Annotated in this window: 14 protein-coding genes and 1 tRNA gene; 11 read left to right on the top strand and 4 right to left on the bottom strand. The window is 63.6% G+C overall.

Features of this window, described 5'->3' with window-relative positions; genetic code table 11:
* The first annotated feature begins 90 nt into the window (after positions 1 to 90).
* The 5 genes from M3I54_RS05785 (at position 91) to bioB (ending at position 6,389) form a co-directional block, all read left to right on the top strand.
* Positions 91 to 1,485: a dienelactone hydrolase family protein gene (locus M3I54_RS05785; RefSeq protein ID WP_254333789.1), complete on the top strand. Its 1,395-nt coding sequence runs from the start codon at positions 91 to 93 to the stop codon at positions 1,483 to 1,485.
* Positions 1,486 to 1,926: 441 nt separating this feature from the next.
* Positions 1,927 to 3,315, top strand: a complete 1,389-nt coding sequence (gene bioA / locus M3I54_RS05780) for an adenosylmethionine--8-amino-7-oxononanoate transaminase (protein ID WP_302058854.1) — start codon at positions 1,927 to 1,929, stop codon at positions 3,313 to 3,315.
* Between the two features lies 1 nt (position 3,316).
* Positions 3,317 to 4,513 (top strand): 8-amino-7-oxononanoate synthase, encoded by a 1,197-nt coding sequence (gene bioF, locus M3I54_RS05775; protein WP_254333788.1) that lies wholly within the window; start codon positions 3,317 to 3,319, stop codon positions 4,511 to 4,513.
* On the top strand, positions 4,510 to 5,220 hold the full coding sequence (gene bioD / locus M3I54_RS05770; RefSeq protein ID WP_254333786.1) for a dethiobiotin synthase: 711 nt from the start codon (positions 4,510 to 4,512) through the stop codon (positions 5,218 to 5,220). Before bioF ends, bioD begins: the two co-directional genes overlap by 4 nt.
* Positions 5,221 to 5,312: 92 nt before the next feature.
* Positions 5,313 to 6,389, top strand: coding sequence for a biotin synthase BioB (gene bioB / locus M3I54_RS05765; RefSeq protein WP_254333784.1), 1,077 nt, complete (start codon positions 5,313 to 5,315; stop codon positions 6,387 to 6,389).
* Between the two features lie 79 nt (positions 6,390 to 6,468).
* Here the strand turns inward: bioB and cytX are convergent, their stop codons facing one another.
* On the bottom strand, positions 6,469 to 7,785 hold the full coding sequence (gene cytX / locus M3I54_RS05760) for a putative hydroxymethylpyrimidine transporter CytX (RefSeq protein ID WP_254333782.1): 1,317 nt from the start codon (positions 7,783 to 7,785) through the stop codon (positions 6,469 to 6,471).
* A 214-nt stretch (positions 7,786 to 7,999) separates the two neighbouring features.
* Here cytX and M3I54_RS05755 point away from each other — a divergent pair, with 214 nt between their 5' ends.
* From M3I54_RS05755 to M3I54_RS05745, 3 genes are all read left to right on the top strand, one after another.
* Positions 8,000 to 9,331: a replication-associated recombination protein A gene (locus tag M3I54_RS05755; RefSeq protein WP_254333780.1), complete on the top strand. Its 1,332-nt coding sequence runs from the start codon at positions 8,000 to 8,002 to the stop codon at positions 9,329 to 9,331.
* A 97-nt stretch (positions 9,332 to 9,428) separates the two neighbouring features.
* Entirely contained in the window at positions 9,429 to 10,721 is a 1,293-nt protein-coding gene (serS, locus tag M3I54_RS05750; protein ID WP_254333778.1) for a serine--tRNA ligase, read from the top strand.
* A gap of 146 nt (positions 10,722 to 10,867) precedes the next feature.
* Positions 10,868 to 10,958, top strand: a tRNA-Ser gene (locus M3I54_RS05745).
* Positions 10,959 to 11,186: 228 nt separating this feature from the next.
* Here the strand turns inward: M3I54_RS05745 and M3I54_RS05740 are convergent.
* The 3 genes from M3I54_RS05740 to M3I54_RS05730 form a co-directional block, all read right to left on the bottom strand.
* A complete protein-coding gene (locus M3I54_RS05740; RefSeq protein WP_254333777.1) occupies positions 11,187 to 11,747 on the bottom strand; it encodes a hypothetical protein in 561 nt (186 codons plus the stop codon).
* Positions 11,747 to 14,080 carry a M23 family metallopeptidase gene (locus tag M3I54_RS05735; RefSeq protein ID WP_254333776.1) on the bottom strand — a complete coding sequence of 778 codons (2,334 nt, stop codon included), beginning with the start codon at positions 14,078 to 14,080 and terminating at the stop codon, positions 11,747 to 11,749. Before M3I54_RS05735 ends, M3I54_RS05740 begins: the two co-directional genes overlap by 1 nt.
* Before the next feature lie 336 nt (positions 14,081 to 14,416).
* Positions 14,417 to 14,992, bottom strand: a complete 576-nt coding sequence (locus M3I54_RS05730; RefSeq protein WP_254333775.1) for a glycosyltransferase family 2 protein — start codon at positions 14,990 to 14,992, stop codon at positions 14,417 to 14,419.
* A 270-nt stretch (positions 14,993 to 15,262) separates the two neighbouring features.
* On the opposite strand from M3I54_RS05730, the gene map reads away from it, so the two are divergent.
* The 3 genes from map to minC all read left to right on the top strand — a co-directional run bounded on the left by map (position 15,263) and on the right by minC (position 17,824).
* A complete protein-coding gene (gene map, locus M3I54_RS05725) occupies positions 15,263 to 16,048 on the top strand; it encodes a type I methionyl aminopeptidase (protein WP_254333774.1) in 786 nt (261 codons plus the stop codon).
* Positions 16,049 to 16,190: 142 nt separating this feature from the next.
* Positions 16,191 to 16,727 carry a GNAT family N-acetyltransferase gene (locus M3I54_RS05720; RefSeq protein ID WP_254333773.1) on the top strand — a complete coding sequence of 179 codons (537 nt, stop codon included), beginning with the start codon at positions 16,191 to 16,193 and terminating at the stop codon, positions 16,725 to 16,727.
* 215 nt (positions 16,728 to 16,942) lie between these two features.
* On the top strand, positions 16,943 to 17,824 hold the full coding sequence (minC, locus tag M3I54_RS05715; protein ID WP_254333772.1) for a septum site-determining protein MinC: 882 nt from the start codon (positions 16,943 to 16,945) through the stop codon (positions 17,822 to 17,824).
* Positions 17,825 to 17,857: the final 33 nt, after the last annotated feature.

Raw genomic sequence — 17,857 nt, 5'->3', positions numbered from 1 at the left:
CTCGTTTTGCCCTGAAAGGGCTGAAGCACGGGTTAAGGTCGGACGGATGTCGGATTCACAGCAGCAGGTCTTTTGCAGGTGGTGTAGCGCATGGCGTTCAGGAAGCTCCTTACCGGATGGGTCGTAGCCGGCACCGCGTGCGTGCTTTCGGTTGCTCACGCAGCGTCGCTTTCCGATCCGGCAAGTGCGAGCGCGAACCCGCAACTCGCCGCCAATGCCACGGCCACGCATTCCGCCAACGCTCCCCAATCCAGCCTCGCAGGCGGTCCCCTCGGTAGCGCCAACGTGCCGCGTATTGCGCTCGACGACGCGTATCTGCCCGTCGTGCCCGCCAGCATGAACGCGCAGGTGATCCGCGTTCCCGTGGATGCATCCGGCGACGTCACGCTCGAAACCACGATTTACCGCCCGAACGGCCCCGGACCGTTCCCGATGGTGATCTTCAACCACGGCAAGATTCCCGGCGACCCGCACCTCCAGGCTCGCAGCGACCCGCTCTCGTTCGCGCGCGAATTCGTGCGCCGCGGCTATGTCGTCGTCGCGCCGAACCGCCAGGGCTTTGCGGATTCGGGCGGCTCGTATCAGCAGGACGGCTGCGACGTCGCGAGCAACGGCCGCGGCCAGGCGGCCGATGTCGCTTCGACCATCGCGTACATGTCGAAGCAGCCCTATGTCGACGCGAGCCAGATCATCGTCGCGGGCACCTCGCACGGCGGCCTTGCCACCATGGCCTATGGCACCGAGGCGGCCAACGGCGTGCGCGCGCTCATCAACTTCTCGGGCGGCCTGCGCCAGGACGCCTGCACGGGCTGGCAGAACAACCTGACTCAGGCGTTCGGTGACTACGGCGGCAAGGCCCGCGTGGCCTCGCTCTGGCTCTACGGCGACAACGACTCGGTCTGGTCGCCCGATCTCGTCACGAAGATGTTCGCCGCCTACCGCGACGCGCAAACGGACGAGAATCGCCCGGCCGCGACGGCGAAGCTCGTGGACTTCGGCGCGTACAAGAACGACGCGCATCGCCTCGTGGGCGATCGCGACGGCGTGAAGATCTGGTGGCCCACGGTCGAGGCGTTCCTCGCCAACCGGGGGCTGCCGACGGCGGTGCAGTACCGCGTGGCCACGCAAGGCGCGCCCCGCGGCACCGGCTTCGCGCAGATCGACTCGGTCGGTGCGGTGCCTTTCGTCGATCAGGCGGGCCGCGACGGTTATCGCAACTTCCTCAAGCAGTATCCGAGCCGCGCCTTCGCGGTGTCCGACTCCGGCGCATGGTCGTGGGCCGAAGGCGGCGACAATCCGATGGCCGTTGCGATCTCGAACTGTGAAAAACACAGCTCCGATCCATGCCGCCTCTATGCTGTCAACAACACGGTGGTCTGGAACAACGGCGGCACGCAGACCGCTCAGACCGAAGACAGCGACACAACGCGCGCCACGGCGGACAACAACGCCGAGGACAGCGACCACCCGCTGGCGAGCCGGTAAGGCGCGTTGCCTGGCGACTGCCGGGCTCACACTCTCCATCGCATCCGAAGCTTGCGGCCCCAAAGCGGGCCGCTTTGCTTTTGCACGGGCCGCTTGGCTTTCTGGTTCCGCCCGCCATCTCCTCGGTTGCAACCTGTTGTGTCGCCCCATATTGTCTGACTTTCGCGCACCTGCGCGCTTGCTACGCGTCGCCAAAAATATCCGGGGCACCGTCCCACGTTCTGCAATTTCGCACCGGCGCGCAGATTTTTTTGCATAAGGCGGGTTCACTTTGCCGTCGTCATCTCCGCGCATTTCTGGTCTTTATTTTTCTTCCGGCCGGAGTTGTCCCGAACGGCTCGAAACGCCGCGCCGCCGCGCGTTGGCAGGCGATTTTGGGGGTAGTGCATTGCGGCAGCTAACACGTTAATCTCGGTCCCGCTGTCGTATCGGGAGTCGTATTTGAATTCGCTATCGAACCCTGCGCACCCTGCGCACCTTGCCCGCGAAGATCGCGCCGCGACCGACTGGGTCGCTCGCAGCCTGCGAGCCGTGTGGCACCCCTGCACCCAGATGAAACATCACGAGCGCCTGCCGCTCGTGGCGGTCGCGCGGGGCGTTGGCCCGTGGCTGCACGACCGCGAGGGCCGCCGTTATCTGGATGCGATCAGTTCGTGGTGGGTGAACCTCTTCGGCCACGCCAATCCTTCGATCAATGCCGCGCTCAAGGCGCAGCTCGACACGCTCGAGCACGTCATGCTCGCGGGCTGCACGCACGAGCCCGCCGTGGAGCTCGCCGAGCGGCTTTCGGCGCGCACGGGCGGCGTGCTCGGTCACGCGTTCTTCGCTTCCGATGGCGCGTCGGCCGTCGAAATCGCGCTCAAGATGAGCTTTCATTCGTGGCGCAACCGCGGCGAGGGCGGCAAGCGCGAATTCGTCTGTCTGGCCAACAGCTATCACGGCGAGACCATCGGCGCGCTCGGCGTCACCGATGTGAAGCTCTTCAGGGATGCTTACGATCCGCTGCTGCGTCACGCACATGTGGTCGCTTCGCCCGACGCGCGCGCGGCGCAACCCGGCGAAACGGCGGCGGATGTCGCGGCCCGCGCGTTGGCCGATGTCGAGCGTCTTTTCATCGAGCGCGAAGGGCGTATCGCCGCGCTGATCGTCGAGCCCCTCGTGCAGTGCGCCGCCGGCATGGCGATGCACGATCCCGCGTATCTCAAGGGCCTGCGCGATCTGTGCGACCGCCATCGCGTGCACCTGATCGCCGATGAAATCGCCGTGGGCTGTGGGCGCACCGGCACGTTCTTCGCGTGCGAGCAGGCGGCCATATGGCCCGATCTGCTCACGCTTTCGAAGGGCATTAGCGGCGGCTATCTGCCGCTTTCGATCGTACTTTCGCGCGACGCGATCTACGAGTCGTTCTACGACGACGACACGACGCGCGGCTTCCTCCATTCGCATTCGTACACGGGCAACCCGCTCGCGTGCCGCGCGGCGCTCGCCACGCTCGACTTGTTCGAGCGCGATGACGTGCTGGTTGCGAACGCGCGCAAATCGGCGCAACTGCGCGAATTGTTCGATCCGTTCGCCGCGCATCCGCTCGTGCGCAACCTGCGCCAGTGCGGCACGATTCTCGCGTTCGACGTAGCGCTCGAAGACTCGCAGCGCGCGGCGACGTTTTCGCGCCGCTTCTTCGAAAACGCACTGCAGCGCGAACTGCTCCTGCGCCCGATCGGCACGACGGTCTATGTCATGCCGCCGTATATTCTGGACAACGAAATGCAGGCGTTCCTCGCCACACGCACGCGCGAGACTTTCGACGCCACCGTCGCGGAGGACCTCTGATATGGCATTGCTTGATACCCTCGAACAGGGCTTGCGCGACATCGACGCGCGCGGCCTGCGCCGCCGCCGCCGCACCGCCGACACGCCTTGCAGCGCCCACATGCAGGTGGATGGCCGCGCGACCATCGGCTTTGCCAGCAACGACTATCTCGGTCTTGCCGCACACCCGCAACTGGTCGCGGCCATCGCAGAAGGCGCGCGGCGTTACGGCGCGGGCAGCGGCGGCTCGCATCTGCTCGGGGGCCACTCGCGCGCACACGCACAGCTCGAAGACGATCTCGCGGCATTCGCGGGCACCTTCGTCGATGCGCCGCGCGCGCTGTACTTCAGCACCGGCTACATGGCGAACCTGGCCGTGCTCACCGCGCTCGCGGGACGCGGCACGACGATCTTTTCCGATGCGCTCAACCACGCGTCGCTGATCGACGGCGCGCGGCTCTCACGCGCCGACATCGAGATCTATCCGCATGCCGACATGGCGGCGCTCGCCGCGATGCTCGAAGCCTCCGACGCGAGCGCAAAATTGATCGTGAGCGACACGGTGTTCAGCATGGACGGCGATGTCGCGCCGCTCGCGCGTCTCGTCGAACTCGCGGAAAAGCATGGCGCGTGGCTCGTGGTCGACGACGCGCACGGTTTCGGCGTACTTGGCCCGCAAGGCCGCGGCGCGCTCGCGCAAGCCGCGCTGCGCTCGGAACATCTCGTGATGGTCGGTACGCTCGGGAAGGCGGCGGGCGTTTCGGGCGCGTTCATCTGCGCGCATGGCACCGTGATCGAGTGGCTCGTGCAGCGTGCGCGGCCATACATCTTCACCACGGCCTCGTCGCCGGCGGTTGCGCATGCGGTGTCCGCGAGCCTGCGTTTGATCGAAGGCGCGGAGGGCGATGCCCGCCGCGCCCATCTCAAGCATCTGATCGCGCGCACGCGTGCGCTGCTCAACGATACCTGCTGGCAGCCCGTCGATTCGCATACCGCCGTGCAGCCGCTCGTCATCGGCGCGAACGAAGCGACGCTCGCGTTGCAGGCCGCGCTGGAGCGCGATGGCCTGTGGGTGCCCGCCATTCGTCCGCCCACCGTGCCCGAAGGCACGTCGCGGCTGCGCATTTCGCTCTCCGCTGCGCATTCGGACGCCGACCTCGACCGGCTGAACGCATCGCTGCAGCGCGCGAGCCACGAAGCGCAGGAGTTGGCGCAATGACGGTTTCGCTTTTCGTCACCGGCACCGATACCGAGATCGGCAAGACCTTCGTGAGCGCGGCGCTCCTGCGCGGCTTCGCTCACGCGGGGCTGCGCGCCACGGCGCTCAAGCCGATTGCCGCGGGCGCTTACGAACGCGATGGCGTCTGGCACAACGAGGACGCCGATCAGCTCGACGCGGCCGCGAGCGTGCTGCTGCCGCCCGAGATCCGCACGCCGTTTCTGCTCAAGGAGCCCGCCGCGCCGCACATTGCTGCCGCGCTCGAAGGCGTGACGCTCGATATGGCGCGCATTGTCGATTGCTACGAGGCGGCCTGCGAGCGCGCGGATGCCATCGTCGTGGAAGGCGTGGGCGGCTTTCGCGTGCCCCTCACGCCGACCGAAGACACCGCCGATCTCGCCGTCGCGCTCGGTCTGCCCGTGGTGCTCGTGGTGGGCATGCGACTCGGCTGCATCAGCCACGCGCTGCTCACGGCCGAAGCGATTGCCGCGCGCGGATTGAAGCTCGCGGGCTGGGTCGCGAACCGTATCGACCCGGCCATGACGTTCCCCGAAGAAAACATCGCCGCGTTGCGCGAGCGTCTCGCCGCGCAGTACGGCGCGCCGCTCGTCGGTGTCGTGCCGCATATGCGCGGTGCGGGCGCCGACGACGCAGCCGAACATCTGAACATCGACGCGTTGCTCGCGCGCCTGCGCGCCGACGCTTAATGCACAGTCAAGCACAGCCACGCACAGCCACGCACAGCCACGCACAGCCACGCACAGTCACGCACAGTCACGTAAAGAAGGACCACGACACCATGACGCAAACCCACATCGACATTACCTCGCTGAAGGCCACCGCGCCGAGCGCCCATGCCGCCGCCGAAGCCGCCGCGCGCTGGAAAGTCGCCGACGTCGCCGCGCTCTACGAGCTGCCGTTCAACGACCTGATGTTCCGCGCGCAGCAGGTGCATCGCGAGCATTTCGACGCGAACGCCGTGCAGCTTTCCACGCTCCTCTCGATCAAGACCGGCGGCTGCGAGGAAGACTGCGCGTACTGCCCGCAATCGGCGCATCACGACACGGAACTGGAGGCTGGCAAGCTGATGGAAGTCGACGCCGTGCTGGACGCGGCGCGCGCGGCCAGGGCCAACGGCGCGACGCGCTTTTGCATGGGCGCGGCGTGGCGCAATCCGAAGGACCGCCATCTGGAGCCGATCAAGGACATGATCCGCGGCGTGAAGGCGATGGGTCTGGAAACCTGCGTGACGCTCGGTATGCTCGAAGATCATCAGGCGAAGGCGCTGGCCGACGCGGGCCTCGACTACTACAACCATAACCTCGATACGTCGCCGGAGTTCTACGGCAAGATCATTTCGACGCGTACCTACGAGGACCGCCTCGAGACGCTCGAACGTGTGCGCGACGCGGGCATCAACGTGTGCTGCGGCGGCATCGTCGGCATGGGCGAGTCGCGCCGCGAGCGCGCAGGCCTGATCGCCCAGCTCGCGAACATGGAGCCGTATCCGGAGTCGGTGCCCATCAACAATCTCGTGCAGGTCGCGGGCACGCCGCTCGAAGGCACCGAACCGATCGACCCGTTCGAATTCGTGCGTACGATCGCCGTGGCGCGCATCACGATGCCCAAGGCGATGGTGCGTCTCTCGGCGGGCCGCGAGCAGATGGACGACGCGCTCCAGGCACTGTGCTTCATGGCGGGCGCGAACTCGATTTTCTACGGCGACCAGCTGCTCACCACGAGCAACCCGCAGGCGCAAGCCGACCGCAAACTGCTGCAGCGTCTGGGCATCACGGCGCAGGCCGCGCAGCATCTGAGCGCCGACGACCACGACCATCACGGTCATTCGCACGGCGGCTGCGGCCACTGCGAGTGACGTTTCGCACGTCGCCAAAAGCAAAAACGCCAGGCTTTGAAGCCTGGCGTTTTTGATTGTCCAACGGAAGTGCCGGGCGTTACGCGTAAGCCGCGCGCCGGCGCCCCGCGAGCACGAGATAGCACAGCGCGCCGATCACGAGCGAAGGCAGCGTCGCGCCGAGGTTCGGCAGCCACTGGTTGAGCGCCTGATACGCGCCGAAACCGACCAGCCACGCGACGAACGCGCTCACGTGCCAGCCGCCCGAATAGCCGTAGGCGCCGTTCAGATCGGCGAGCGCCTGCGTGTCGATACGGCGGCGGCGCACGATGAAGTGATCGGCGAGCACCACGCCAAAGAGCGGCGCGAACACCGAGCCGATGAAGAGCAGGAAGTTCTCGTACTTCGCCATCGGCACGACGAGGCCGATCAGTGTGCAGAGCGCGCCGAACGCCGCCGAGAGCCAGGGCACGCTGGCGCGCGTCCAGAACGTGCCGGTCGAGACCGCGGCCGAGTGGATATCGGCGAAGGCATTGTCGATTTCGTCGATCAGCACGAGCAGCAGCGCGAAGCCGCCGCCGGCCTGCGCGAGCGCCGTGGTGAGGAGCGCGTCGCCGCCGCCCGCGGCGAGGCCGTAGATGGCGCCGAGCGCATAGAACCACAGATTCGCGATGCCATAGCCGAACAGCGTGCCGCGGAAGGTTTCGCCCGCTTTGCGGCCGAAACGCGTGTAGTCGGCGATGAGCGGCAGCCACGAGAGCGGCATCGCAACCACGAGGTCGATGGCGCTGCCAAACGGCATTTCGCCCGTGCCGGGGCGGCGCATCAGCGCGCCCACGTCCTGCTTCACGAGCAGGCTCCACGTGAGCCAGGCCGCGCCCGCGAGCAGCAGCCAGATGCCCCAGGTGCGCAGGAAACGCCGCACGAACGAGAGTGGGCCGCTCACGGCGAGCAGCGTGGCGAGCACGCCGAAGATCACGGTCCAGACGAGCGGCATCGAGAGGCCGAAGGCTTGCCTGGCGAGCGCATCGGCGGAATCGCGCATCACGATGATTTCGAACGAGCCCCAGCCCACGAGCTGCACCATGTTGATGACGGCCGGCACCGACACGCCGCGAACGCCGAGCGTCGGGCGCAGCGACGACATGGCGGCGAGGCCCGTGTCCGTGCCGATTACGCCGGCGAGCCCGAGCAGCACGACGCCGATCACGCTGCCGATGACGATGGCCATGAGCGCGTGGGGCAGCGAGAGGCCCGGCACGAGCAGCGCGCCCGCCTGCGCGACCAGGAGGCCGATGCCGAGCGAAAACCACAGCGCGAAGGCGTCGCCGGTGCGGAACTGACGGCGCGCGTCGGGCACGGGGACGTTCGGCGCGTAGGTGGAGCCGGCCTGGCCGGCGTGCGAATCTTGAGTCATGTGGAACGCTTTCCTCTATATCGTCTGTTTTGTCTGTTTTGTCCGGTTGCTTTAGCTTGAGCGGCTCTACCCGCGCTTCGCGCCGCGGCGCACGCTGTCATAATGCACGACTGCATCCGGTGCGGCGGGCCGTTTTGTGGCGTCGGGCGCTGTGTCCCCGAATCTGTCACGAACGAGCGGCCAGCCGGAAAGCCGTCATTATCGCGAAAACGTCATGTTTGAAGAAACCCGTGCCAACGTCCCGCTCGCCGAACGGCTGCGCCCGCGCTCCATCGACGAGGTCATCGGCCAGAAGCATCTGCTTGGGCCCAACAAGCCGCTGCGCGTCGCGTTCGAGTCCGGCGAAGCGCATTCGATGATCCTCTGGGGGCCGCCGGGCGTGGGCAAGACCACGCTCGCGCGCCTCATGGCCGATGCCTTCCACGCCGAATTCATCGCGCTCTCGGCGGTGCTCTCGGGCGTAAAGGACATCCGCGAGGCCGTGGAGCAGGCGCAACTGCATCGTGCGCGTGGCCATCAGACGCTCGTGTTCGTCGACGAGGTCCACCGGTTCAACAAGAGCCAGCAAGACGCCTTCCTGCCGCATGTGGAGTCGGGCCTGTTCGTGTTCATCGGCGCGACGACGGAAAACCCGTCGTTCGAGGTGAACAGCGCATTGCTTTCTCGCGCCGCCGTGTATGTGCTCAAGAGCCTCGACGAGGAGGAGCAGGGCGAACTGCTCGCCCGCGCGAGCAAGGAATTGGGCGGCCTGACCTTCACGGACGAAGCAAAGAAGGCGTTGATCGGTTCCGCGGACGGCGACGGTCGCAAGCTCCTGAACAACCTCGAAATCGTCGCGCGCGCGGCCGCTCAGCAAAAGAAGACCGAGATCGACGGCGAACTGCTCGGCAGCGCGCTAGCGGAAAACCTGCGCCGCTTCGACAAAGGCGGCGACGCGTTCTACGACCAGATCAGCGCACTCCACAAGTCGGTGCGCGGCAGCAACCCGGACGGCGCGCTCTACTGGTTCTGCCGCATGCTCGACGGCGGCGCGGACCCGCGTTATCTCGCGCGGCGCATCGTGCGCATGGCGTGGGAGGACATCGGCCTCGCCGATCCGCGTGCCGGGCGCATCACGCTCGACGCCGCCGAGACCTACGAGCGCCTCGGCTCGCCCGAAGGCGAACTCGCGCTCGCCCAGGCCGTGATCTATCTGGCGGTCGCGCCGAAGTCGAACGCGGGCTACAACGCCTATAACGAGGCGCGGCGCTTTGTGAGCAAGGACCAGTCGCGCGCGGTGCCCATCCATCTGCGCAACGCGCCGACCAAGCTCATGAAGGAACTGGGCTACGGCCACGAGTACCGTTACGCGCATGACGAACCCGACGCCTACGCGGCCGGCGAGACGTATCTGCCCGATGGCATGCGCGAACCGCGCTGGTATCAGCCCACGCCGCGCGGGCTGGAGGGCAAGATCGGCGAAAAGCTCGCGCGTCTTGCCGACCTCGACGCGCAATGGCGCGATGAGCACCGCGATGAACTCCGCGAGAGGAAGCGCAAGGGCTGAATCGCCCTGAACAACGGCGATGCCCGCCGCGCCGGGATGCCCTGGCCGGTGCGTTAAAATCGTCCCTTCACACAACGAAACTGCGTCTCACAATCCCATGCTCGACATCCAGCTGCTGCGCAAAGACCTCGACGGCGTCGCGAAGCGCCTCGCCGACCGCGGCTACACCCTCGACGTCGCGGCGTTTTCCGCGCTCGAAGCGGAACGCCGCGCCATCCAGACCCGCACCGAAGAGCTCCAGGCACGCCGCAACAGCCTGTCGAAGCAGATCGGCGCGATGAAAGGCCGCGGCGAGGACACCTCGGCGGTCATGGCCGACGTGGGCGGCATCGGCGACGAGATGAAGACGTCGGCCGCCAAGCTCGAGGAGATCCAGTCGAAGCTCTCGGACCTGCTGCTCGGCGTGCCGAACCTGCCGCACGAGAGCGTGCCCGCGGGCAAGGACGAGGCCGACAACGTGGAAGTGCGCCGCTGGGGCACGCCGCGCACGTTCGCCTTCGAAGTGAAGGATCACGTGGACGTCGGCACGCCGCTGGGGCTGGACTTCGAGACGGGCGCGAAGCTCTCGGGCGCACGCTTCACGATGCTGCGCGGCCAGATCGCGCGCCTGCACCGCGCGCTCGCGCAGTTCATGATCGACACGCACACGCTCCACCACGGCTACACGGAAACGTACACGCCCTACATCGTCAACCCGGAAATCCTGTACGGCACGGGCCAACTGCCCAAGTTCGCCGATGACATGTTCCGCGTGGAAAAGGGCGGCGGCGAGAACACGGTCACGCAGTACCTCATCTCGACCTCGGAAATCTCGCTCACGAACACGGTGCGCGAGAGCATCGTGGAAGGCAGCGCGCTGCCGATCAAGCTCACGGCGCACTCGCCGTGCTTCCGCTCGGAAGCCGGTTCGTATGGCCGCGACACGCGCGGCATGATTCGTCAGCACCAGTTCGACAAGGTCGAGATGGTGCAGATCGTTGCGCCCGAAACGTCGTACGACGCGCTCGAGCAGATGGTCGTTCATGCTGAAGCCATCTTGCAGAAGCTCGGCCTGCCGTATCGCGTCATCACGCTGTGCACGGGCGACATGGGCTTCTCGGCCACCAAGACCTATGACCTCGAAGTGTGGCTGCCCGCGCAGAACACGTATCGCGAGATTTCGAGCTGCTCGAACACGGAAGCGTTCCAGGCGCGCCGCATGCAGGCGCGCTACCGCAACGCGCAGGGCAAGCCGGAACTCGTACACACGCTCAATGGCTCGGGCCTCGCCGTGGGCCGCACGCTGGTTGCCGTGCTGGAGAACTATCAGGAAGCCGACGGCTCGGTCAAGGTGCCGGAAGTGCTGCGGCCGTATATGGGCGGCGTGGCGCGTCTCGAAGCAGGCGCCTGAGGCGCTGTCTCGCGCGCAGAACGTTTGAATTCCTTGCCCTCGAAACTTTTTCCAATGAGGGCTTGCAAAATTCAAAACATGTTCTATAATCTTCGCTTCTCCGGTTGCCGACCAACGCCGGGGAAGCAGTAAAAAAGCAGTACCCCGGAGAGGTGGCAGAGTGGTCGAATGTACCTGACTCGAAATCAGGCGTACGGTTTCCCCGTACCGTGGGTTCGAATCCCACCCTCTCCGCCAGATTCATGGCGAAAGCCCCGTCTAGTCAATGACTTACGGGGCTTTCGTTTTTTCGACCCACAAAATAACCCACGTAGCGGTCGCCGACTCGCGACGGCGCATGTGGCAATGGCTGTCTCCACACCGATACATGGTGTGTCAAACCGTTGACCTTGCGTAAGGTCCGAAGACCACCCGTCGCGAATCGGTGTGGTGGCACATGCAGGCTACTGCGCCATCACAAGGCGGTTAATTTAAGAATCGGATGCTATTGAGCAATCGGATGATTTGAGGCAATACGGTTTCATTGGGATGGGCTAGGTACATAACTGTATCGTCCAATCCGCATAGAGCCTTAGTACCGTGAACCAGGCAAAACGTAAACCCACGAGTGCGTCTATCCTCGTCCCCAAATGTTTGATCCTGGGTAATTCCAGCCCCATCCCATCCTTTCCCTTGCAGTAAATATAATTTTGTATTAACGGCTCCCGCATCTCCGCCAGCATCAATCATCCATTTTCCATTTTTTTTGGATGCGCCGGACAAATCAGAGAGATTGCTTGCATCAACATCGGTATGGCAGTCGAATTTAATTTTTGTGTCAAATGGATGCTTGGAGTCTTGAGAAATTGTTGATGTGTAAATAGCGGAATGTGGCGTGCTTTCATTATCAATGGAAATTTTTCCATTATAGGGATCGCTCAGATTGAAATTACATTGATCTAAAGTTACCTGAAGTTCAACGGCGGACTTGCTGTATGCATAGTTGGTGAATAAGCAGGCTGCAAGCATCAAAAAACAATATTTCATCACATATTTCTCCGCTCATAACCTGAGGGGTTATCCCAGCCTTGGCCTTCAGAACGAGGAAAGAGTGTCCCGTCCGCAAGGACTATCAATGCAGATGTATAGGCTTGATATCTTGCCAATATTCCATTGACGCGAGCAATTTTTGCGGTGTCCTTCGGTGCGCTACCAAAATTAACCGTGGCAGCTACTTGCCCATAGCTTTGACAACTGTAATAAATTACAGGCTGGAAACCAGGTTTGGTGATATTTTGAATTTGAAGAGCCAATATTGGGAATTTGTCAGCATACACCGCCGCCTTCGTCCATGCCCAATACGCGCCCGCGCTTTCAGTGGCTGAAATTGCTTTGTCGCCCGCATCTTCACGCCATTGAAGAATTTGTGCTGTTAGCGTGGGGTGCTTGCCGTCTTGCAGGGGGGCATTAGTTCCATCCTTGTCAGCCATTTTCGCCGATTCGCTTAACTCTTTCTTCAAAGCATCAGGGATTTTTCGGCCAATAAATTCCCAATATTTTACGTAGTTATCTGGCCAGGTGAGTTGAAGAAAACCACGACCGTCCCAGGGCCAGTATTTAGCTAAACGATTGTTTTCGTGCAATTTACTAAACCATTGGGTTTCCTCCATTGCGTTCGCAAGAAAAGCAGCCATGCGCCACGGGCGAGGTGAAATACCGAATTTCTGCATTGCCCCGTTGAGGGAGGCTAAATTTTGACCAACAAGGCGCTTTGTTACTTCCATGACTTTTATTTGTTCGGAAGTCCAATATCCCGGGACATGTGGTGGTTTGGCGTAGCGCAGTGCCGACATTGGCAGCATACTGAGCAATTCGCTTTCACTGAGCCAGCCGCACTTTCTGAAATGCCGGATGAACGCGAGTGGATGAAAGAACCAGAGATTTCCCCCGGCGGTCAAACCGGTCACGTCCCAGAACTGAACCTCCTTGAGGTACTTGAGGAACTTGTTGTAGCCGTCGTCGTTGCCGTGATAGAAGCCGCCTTCATCGCGCAACTTTGCGTAGCGCGTCTCGTTGTTCGTGCTGTCCCATTCGCTGGGCGCGTAGCAGATAAAACCACGTAGCGCCTGCCGTACCGTGTTTTCGAGTATGAGGTAGGTTGACAGCGGCTGCATCTTCCCGGCCTCCGTCACATCCTCTATCACCGGAGGCTCGTTGCCCGGCCCAGCATCCTTGACGAGTTTCTTCAGCACGTCGATATCACACATGCCGTTGCTGTCGAAGGGCGTGTTGCCATCGGTAACCTTTTGCCAGCCCATAAACTCCGGGAAATCCGCGTCGGACAGTTTCTTGATTGCCGCGTTGCTGATATCGATGTAGCCCTGCTTCCCGCTTGCATAAGTCACGTACGCCCATGTCAACGGCGTCGCGGCTGAGGACCGGACACGCCCGAAGCGCAGCATCTCGTACCCGTCACTCGGGCATGCGTAAAGGGCCGTCGCACGCGTGTAAAGATCGTATTCGTAACCTGCTTCGGGCACCGGCTCCGGCGTCAGCAGCGTGCGGACACCGTTCGCCGCGATGCTCCAGACGTTGGTGTATTTCGTCCCGTTGCAGAAATATGTCTCGACCGCCAGCGGCAGATCGTTCCTGCCCTCGTGGCCCGACTTGAACTCGATCCCCTGCAGCTTGCTGTCCGCCCCGGTGTAGGGCGGTTGCGCATGGAATGACTGGCCGCCAGGGATCGTGTAATAGGCATGTCCCCAGCAGTCCGTGCCTTTTGGCGTATCCGGCGCGGGATGGCCAAGCTGCGTGTGATTGAAGTAGGCAGCGAAATCATCCGGCACCATGAAAATTTCAAAGTGCAGATGGGTTCGCCCCTCATACTGTCCCAGGTAACCCAGAATGTCCTTGCGACGCACCCTTTTGCCGTCGCCCTTTGCCGCTTGTGTGGCCTTCCCCTTCCGGGTGTCGCCGGTCGGCATGTGCAGAAAATTGGCCAGCCCCTTCGCGTCGTATCCGAACGTGTGGTACTCGGCCAGTGGCAGCAGATGCATGTAGAGCGAATAGAACGTCAGCTTGCGACCGTCACCCGTTTCGGCCATGTGCCGGAGCAGCACAAACCCCACATGGCTGTTGTCAGGGTCAATCGCGTGCTGGCAGACCCGGTAGGCCACCACCTCGCCGTCGGCGATGGCATAAACCGCGCCGTGCATGTCGGGTGAGAGATGCACGCCGCAGTGTCGGCGGCGGTCAAAGGCGATCGGATAGATGCCGTGAAAGAGTTCAAACTCGTCCACGGCGTCCATCATCGGGTCAGGTTTGCTGGGATCGAGCTTCGATGGGTCCAGTTGTGGCAGAAAAGGCGGGCTGATAATCATGGCAGATTCGCGTTCCTGTTAAGTGGGTGCGGATTACCTCAACGAACACTAGCCCGAACAGGAAAGCGGAGACAACAGGGCGGGACTGATTTTTGTCAACAATTGTCAGCAATAGCTTACATAGCGTTAGTAAATAAGATTGGTGCGGTATACGGCGACACGGCGATTTGATGGAAGGCCCACCAGCATTGGGGTCTGCGGATTGCGGCGGATTCTCGCGGCACGACTCCCGGCGGGCACCCTCTCCGCCAGATTCAGAAAACCCCTGCACGCTTGACCGCTGCAGGGGTTTTTGCTTTTCTGCTCTTGTTCCGGTGTGCATACCGGAGCGCATTTTCACTTGCGCATGTGGCCGCGCATCTCCAGCGCATGCAGGTAGGTGCCCGAGATCGACGATGCGCCGTGATGCACGATCTTCTCGTCGATGAGCGCCCACACCGACTTGCCCGCGGCGCGCACGCGCCGGCAAAACGATAAATCTTCCGAGAGGTACACGCCTTTCTCACTAACGGTGTCGAAGAACGCATGGAACTTGCCGTGCGGCAGGTAGCCCGCGTACTGCGCGGGGGGCCGGTAAAGCGCCGTATGTGCGGCGATCGCCTCCAGCGCGTCGCGCCGCACGAGGAAGATGCCCGTGCCGACATGACTTACTTCGGCCCAGCCGTCGGATACGACGCTGCTGCCCGCTTGATCCGCGAGGACCGCCGTGTAGTCCACGGTCTCTTCCTGCCATTCGCGCAGCGTGAGCCCGACGTCGGCGCTCGTGATCCGCTGTTCCCGGTCGAAAAAGCGGTACGGGCGGGCAATGCCGGCCACGGGCTTGTCGCCGGCGAGCAGGCGCAGAACCGCTTCGCGCGAGAAGTCCATGTCCGTGTCGAGAAAGAGCAGATTGCTGAACTCGCGATGGCTCAAAAAATAGCGTTCGGCGTGGAGGGGATGGAGGCGGGATTGCTTGAGGTCGTGATCGGACTGCCTGCTCGCGATGTAAGATATTTCTCATTCTTGACGGCGGCTCGTGCTCGAACAATCGGAGATATCTGAAAATTCCGCGCCCGGCGTCACAGGGATGACACGGGTTGCTGCGGGTTGCTGCGCTAGCGACGCGGCAGCGCCGGTACAATCGCTCCTTTGAATTTGCGGCGCAGTGTTCTCTAGCACCGCCGCGCCCACTTCGGTCCACAGATGCCTATCACCTACAAGTCTGCCGACGATCTCGCCCGCCTGCGCATTTCGGGCCGGCTCGCCGCCGACGTGCTCGCGATGATCGGCGAGCACGTGAAGCCGGGCGTCTCCACCGACGACCTCGACGCGCTCTGCAACGACTACATCGTCAACACACTCAAGGCCGTGCCGGCCAATGTCGGCTATCTCGGCTTTCCGAAGACGATCTGCACGTCCGTCAATTCCGTGGTCTGCCACGGCATTCCGAATCGCGGCGAGGTGCTCAAGGACGGCGACATCATCAACATCGACGTGGCCGTGATCAAGGACGGCTATTTCGGGGACACGAGCCGCATGTACTGCGTCGGCACGCCGAGCACGGTGGGCCGCCAGCTGATCGACACGACCTACGAGGCGATGCTCGCGGGCATCCGCCAGGTGATGCCGGGGGCGACGCTCGGCGACGTCGGCAACGCCATTCAGAAGCGCGCCCAGGCGGACGGCTTCTCGATCGTGCGCGAGTATTGTGGCCACGGCATCGGCAAGGTCTACCACGAGGAACCGCAGGTGCTGCACTACGGCCAGCCGGGGCAGGGCGTGCGCCTGAAGCCGGGCATGGTCTTCACGATCGAGCCGATGGTCAACGCGGGCCGCGCCGGCACGACGGTGCAGCGCGACGGCTGGACGGTCGTCACCAAGGACCGCTCGCTCTCGGCGCAGTGGGAGCACATGGTCGCGGTCACCGACGACGGCTACGAACTCCTTACGCCCTGGCCGGACGGCACGGGCGCCTACGAGGCCCCATGAGCGTGGCTGTGCGGCCTCTGGGCCCGTCTGTCAAGGCTCGCGCGCAGGGCGTCGCGTGCCGGCAATTGTCAAATAAGGATTTGACTCTCAAGCCAGTTCGGTTAAAGCTACGCGTTAGCGCTTTATTGGGGTTTACGACTGCATGAGTCCGTCACTGACCGTTCGCCGTATCGCCGCCGATCAGGGTGCCGTGCTCCGCGAGCTTCGAACAGCTTCGCTGCGCGACGCGCCTTATGCATTCGGCGACACGCTCGAAGACGCGCTATCCGCCGATGCCGCCGTTTTCGACGCTGCGGCGGCCCGGCATGCGGTTTCGCACACGGGCACGTCGTTCATTCTCTATACCGAGGGCCATCCGGCCGGTCTGATCGGCGCGAGCTTCGAAAGCGCGCCGGCGCGCCGCGCGTTCGTTTCGGCGCTGTGGGTCGCGCCTGCGGTGCGTCATCTGAGCGGCGGCGAATTGCTGCTCAACAGCGCCATCGACTGGCTCGTGAGCGAAGGCGCCACGCAGGTCTACGCCTGGATCACCGACACGAACACCACGGCCATGCGCTTCTACGAGCGCCTCGGCTTCGTGGCCACCGGCGACCACGCGCGCAGCCAGCAGCAGCCCGAGCAGTGGGAAACGCTGCTCATGCGCGCGCTCGGCGAGCACACGAAGTCGGCTTCCTCGCCGTAACGCCCGGCGTTCGCGCCGCTGCGCGCGCTAGCGCCCGCGTTTCGCTTCCCTCCGGACGACACACCGAGCCAGATCGCTCGTGCACGCGCCGCGCGCTTTTTTGCGCCATTTTTGTTTGTGCGTATCTGGCAGCGAATTTGGCCGAATACACCATTAAAAATAATGGCCGTGTGCGTCCACGCCTGTAAAATACGCAAAATTTTTAGCCGAACGCCATGTCGCCCAGAAAATCGCCATATTTTGAACTGAAGAGCGGTTCAGTCGATACGCTTCTGTTCGTGGTCAAGACGACCGAGCTCGATGCCATGCGCGCCGAGCTCACGCGGCGCTTCGAGACGACACCCGAATTCTTCGCAAACGACACTGTCGCGATCGACGTGCGGCGTCTCGCCGACGGCGAGCAGGTTGCGCTCGGCGACATTGCGCGTCTGCTCGAAAGCGTGCGCATGCGCCCGGTAGGCGTGGTTGCACAACCTGAACAACACGGCTGGGCCGCTGCGGCAGGCCTGCCGTTCCTCGAGGCACGCGACCGCCGCGGCGCGGGCGCGAAGCCGGCCGCCGAAGAAGGCGCAAGCGACGGCGAGGCATCGAATGCTTCTGCCATCGCTTCGGCCGCCGCTCCGGCCGCGCCGCAAGCCACCGCTGCGCAGCCCGAACTCTTTACCGCCGACACGGATCCGGCCGCCGCCGAAGCGAGCGCGGCGGCAACGGTGAACGCAGCGGCGGCGCTCGACGCTGGCGCGTCCGGCGCACGTGGTGCGGAACCTACGCTCGTGATCGACCGGCCGTTGCGCTCGGGCCAGCGCATCTACGCGAAGGGCGACGTGGTCGTGCTCGGCCTCGTTTCCAACGGCGCGGAAGTGATCGCCGAGGGCAACATCCACATTTACGCGCCGTTGCGCGGCCGCGCGCTCGCGGGCGTGCACGGCAACCACGAGGCGCGCATTTTCTGCACGAGCCTCGAGGCGGAACTGATTTCGATTGCGGGCATCTACCGTACCACTGAAGTTCCACTCGCCGACGACGTGCGGGGCAAGCCGGCTCAAATCCGGCTCGAGGAAGAAAAGCTGTTGATCGAACCGTTGAGGCTCACCTGAGTCGCAGCTCGAGCGTCGTGCGCAGGCGAGCAG

Source organism: Paraburkholderia sp. CNPSo 3274, from assembly GCF_024206475.1.
GTDB lineage: Bacteria > Pseudomonadota > Gammaproteobacteria > Burkholderiales > Burkholderiaceae > Paraburkholderia.
The sequence above is the reverse complement of the archived record's forward strand: the minus strand, read 5'-3'. Positions and strand labels throughout refer to the sequence as shown.